Genomic DNA, 3,783 nt, shown 5'->3' on the forward strand with positions numbered 1-3,783 from the left:
ATCGCCGCCATGGCGCCGCCCTTGACGTTGTCCCTGCCCCACCTCCGCTCGGTGAGGTCGTCCAGGACGGCGAGGCTTTCGGCCTGGGTGAGAGTGTCCGGCAGGATGTGGGATCCTCCGGTGGAGGACGGCTGCGCCATCATCTCGGCCAAGGCCTCGGTGGGCGCGATGCTCCGTTCCTTGGCTCTGTGCAGGTAACGCGCCCAGGCTCCCGCCTTGTTGGAAGCGCCGGGCTCCACAGCGCTGCGTACTTCCACACCCGCGGCGTCATCCTCGTCATTGGCCCATACGTAACCGAGCACTTGGCCGTCGGCGTCGGCGAACGCGACGTACTGCACAGGGCGTCCGGTGTGACTGGCGTACCGCGGCGGCCCTCCCGGCACGATGTAGCCGCCCACGTCCTCGGCGAAGCGGGGGTTGATCCGGCGGTCGGGGTGCTCGGAGCTCATGCTGATCGTGTCTTTCCTGATCGGTTACTGCGGCGGCGAGGCGCTCGGCGCCGGCTCCTCGGGCCAATCCAGCGGGCAGTCAATCACGCGGCAGGACCTCACCGTAGATCTGGATCTGTCCGTTCTCGTCCTTGAAAGCACGCGTCACCCGGTAGCCCGTATCACGACCGAGCAGCAGTTCTCGCTCAGTGACACCGAAGTCGCTGACGTTCTCCACCCATGCCGCGGGCGTGCCTTCCGGGACACGCAGGTGAATGATGGCGGGCTTGCCTTCGAAGCTCGGTACCGGGTGGTTGCCCAGCGACGACGACGTATACCCACGGTCGTTGATCGTCTGGCCGACCAGATCTTCCGGCCGCTTGAAGTGCAGGTGATCGACACCACTGCCACGTACGACCATGACGTCCTCGGGAATCGGATTCCCGGCCAGTGCCCTGTCGACTTCGCGGATGTTGTTGAGTACCTCGGGAGTGCCCAGTCCCGAATCCAGCCCCCGCAGGTAGCCGTTCATCTCCTTATACGTCGCATAGCCCGGCGCACCCAAGTAGGGCGGCTCCCCCGTGTAGTCCTTGAGCGCCTTCCGTGCCTCCGGCGGCAGGTCGTCCACGTAGCGGTTCCAGTTGTCCCGGCCGTAGGCGATGGCCGCGTCCGGGTCCGCGAAAGAGCGTGCGCCCGCCTCCAGCTCCGCGGCGGCCACCTGGTGCCGCTGCTCGGTACTCAGCCCGTTCCACACGTCGTCCGGTACGTGGGACTGGTACGAGAATCCGTCACCCGGCGTTCCCGGACCGCCCGGGTCGCCGTACTGCTCGTCGCGGAACTCCCGTGCGGACCGAGCGTCCACGGAGTCGGAGTGCACCGTGCCCTCGCCGAACGGCGAGCGTGGGCCTGTCGCGGCGTCGGCGCCCTCCCGCAGGCCACCCCTGACGCCGGTCTCCACCCCCTCCTTCATGGCCATGCGCAACCCGCCACGCGCCAGGCCCGCGCCCTTGGTGCCGATGAGTTCGGGCAGGAGGCGGCCGATGAACTCGGAGGGGTCCTTCTTGAAGCCCTCCACCGCGGCGTTCAGGGCCCGCTCGGGGTGGGCGGCGGTGGAGACCAGGCCGGAGAGCGTCATCGAGACGTTCTGGAGGTAATCGGCGGGGTGGGTGAGGTTGTAGGGGTCGGCGGGGTTGAGGCCGCGGGCGAAGGTGAGCAGGCCGGCGGTGCCTTTGATCACGCCGCCCACGACGTGGTTGAGTTCGACGCCGGTCGCCACGAAGCCGTCGACCAGGTTGTTGCCGAGGCGTTCCAGGGGCGGCGGTTCGGCCGGAGCGTGTACCAGGGTCTTCTTGATGCTCCCCTCGGCATCGGAGGCGGCCGCATTGCGCTGCTTGCGGGCCGCGGCGAGTTTGTCCCGTGCCTGCTGGACGGTCTCCTTGCCGGGATCGCGGAACGGCGGCGGCGCCGGGCCGGGGTCCTGCTCAGCCTTGATCTTGGCGTTGTAGGCGTCGACCTGCTTGTTGTAGTCCTTGACGGCCCTCTCGGAGGCCTGCTTGCCCTGCCGGTACAGCTCGATCGCTTCCTGCGCCTGCTGCTGCGCCCACTTGACGGTGCCCGCGTAGGAGTCCAGCGCTGTCGCCGCCGCCTCGCAGGCGTCGGCCGCGCGCAGCCACTTGGTGGGGTGGACGCCGAACTTCTCGCGGAAGGTGTCCCCGCCCTCGCCCCGCCAGCTGGAGGAGTCCACCTTCTTCATGCCCGAGCCGACCTTGTCGAACGCGGTGGAGAAGTCCCGCAGGTGCTTCGCGCTCGTCCGGATCTTCTCCGGATTGCCGTGGACCAGCTCGTTGGCCTCCTCGGTCTGGCCGAGCTGCTGCTCTCCGGGCGTGGCGCCGAGGTTGGAGGCGACCTCGTCACCCCAGTCCTCCACCGTGTCCGCGGCGCCCTCCAGGCCGACCTTGTCGAGCCCCTCGCCGAGCCGGTCGGTGCCCCAGTCGATGCCTTCACCGACGATCTTCTTACCGGCGTCGACACCGTCCTCGAGGACGGTCAGACCGTGGTTGACGCCGTCCTGGATGCCGTCCTTGACCTTGCCGAGGCCACTGCCGATGTCGTCGAGGACGCCCATCAGCCCTCACCTCCGCCGCCCTGCGTGCGGGCACGTTCCTCGGGTGAGGGGCCGAACTGCTCGTCCAGCATCCGTTCCCACGTCTCTTCCGAGACCCCGGAACGCTCGCGAAGGCTCTCGGGCCCCACTCCCATGCCGACCAGGTTCTCGGAGGTCATGACGTCCCGGCCCGCGTCCCGCCAGCCCTGGGCGCTGTTCTCCCAGGCCCGCTCGAAGGACTCCTTGCTGTAGTCGGCGTCCCTTATCTGGGTTATCGGGTTGTTCGACCAGACCTCGCCCCAGTCCTTGCCGGTGATCTCGTCCTCCGAGGCGTGCGGATTGCCCATCACGGAGTTCACGCCGACCTTCAGGGCGCCTTCCACGTACTGGTCGGTCTCGTAGTAGGTCCCGGCCGCCAGCCCTGTCTTGAGCGCGAACCCGTTGCCTTCGTAGACCAGCGAGCGGACCCCCCACTCCCAGCGCTCGCAGAAGGAGCCGAAGGCGCTCGTGAGCCCCTCCGCACCCAGTTCGAGCCCGGACAGGGCGATGTCGCCGAAGCCCCGGCCCGCACCGGCCTCGCCGACCATGCCCAGTTCCCGCAACTCGTCCAGTGCCAGAGTCAGTCCTTTGGCGATCTCGTCGAGACCGATCGCCGCCAGGTCTTTTCCGTTACCGCCCCCCGTCATCGAGGCGCCCCTCCTTGCTGTGCGTGGTCCACTGCGAAGGCGTCGGGCACGATCCCGGTCACCGGCGGGAGCAGCAGCGCGTGCTCGGCACCGTCGGCCGCGTCCAGCGCCACCCCGCACGGCACACCGGCCTCCGGCACCGCCACGTCCAGCAGCTTCGCCCCGAGCACCGTCTGATACGTCCACTCCAGGTCCGCCTCGTCCCGGGCGAGCGCGTACCGGGCCAACGCCGACTCGTCGGAGAAGGCAAGGATCCAGCGCACGCCACCGAAGTCGACGGTGAGCCACCCATCACTCCGGAGCGGAACCAGCACCGCGGTGTCCCGGAAGGCTTCCAGCAGCGAGATGAACTCACGACGCCGGGCCGCGACTTCCTCGGCGGACGGTTCGACGACCTCGTCCGGCTCTCCCGGGCTCGCTGTCCCGGCCGCCTCGGCCACCTCGGCGGTGTCGGGCTCAGGCGGCTCTGGGGCTGCATCCGGCGGTTTGGGCAGCCGGGTCATCTCCGCGTAGTCGGCGAGCCGGGAGCGCCGTACCGGCGCCCCGGCGCCACCCCCGTTGTCCG

The 3,783-nt window shown here is 69.1% G+C and carries 4 protein-coding genes; all 4 read right to left on the reverse strand.

What is annotated here, in order from left to right; genetic code table 11:
- On the reverse strand, positions 1-449 hold a 449-nt coding region (locus ACP4IX_RS35895), incomplete at its 3' end, for a hypothetical protein (protein WP_426558795.1).
- A gap of 79 nt (positions 450-528) precedes the next feature.
- The gene (locus ACP4IX_RS35900; protein ID WP_426558797.1) at positions 529-2,553 is read right to left on the reverse strand and encodes a putative T7SS-secreted protein; all 2,025 of its coding nucleotides are present in this window, start codon (positions 2,551-2,553) and stop codon (positions 529-531) included.
- Complete coding sequence (locus ACP4IX_RS35905; protein WP_426558799.1) at positions 2,553-3,218, reverse strand: hypothetical protein; 666 nt, start codon at positions 3,216-3,218, stop codon at positions 2,553-2,555. Before ACP4IX_RS35905 ends, ACP4IX_RS35900 begins: the two co-directional genes overlap by 1 nt.
- The coding region (locus ACP4IX_RS35910) for a hypothetical protein (RefSeq protein ID WP_426558801.1) at positions 3,215-3,783 on the reverse strand (569 nt) is incomplete at its 5' end. The genes ACP4IX_RS35910 and ACP4IX_RS35905, both read right to left, overlap by 4 nt.

The sequence above is a fragment of the Streptomyces sp. WG5 genome, assembly GCF_049974565.1.
Lineage (GTDB): Bacteria > Actinomycetota > Actinomycetes > Streptomycetales > Streptomycetaceae > Streptomyces.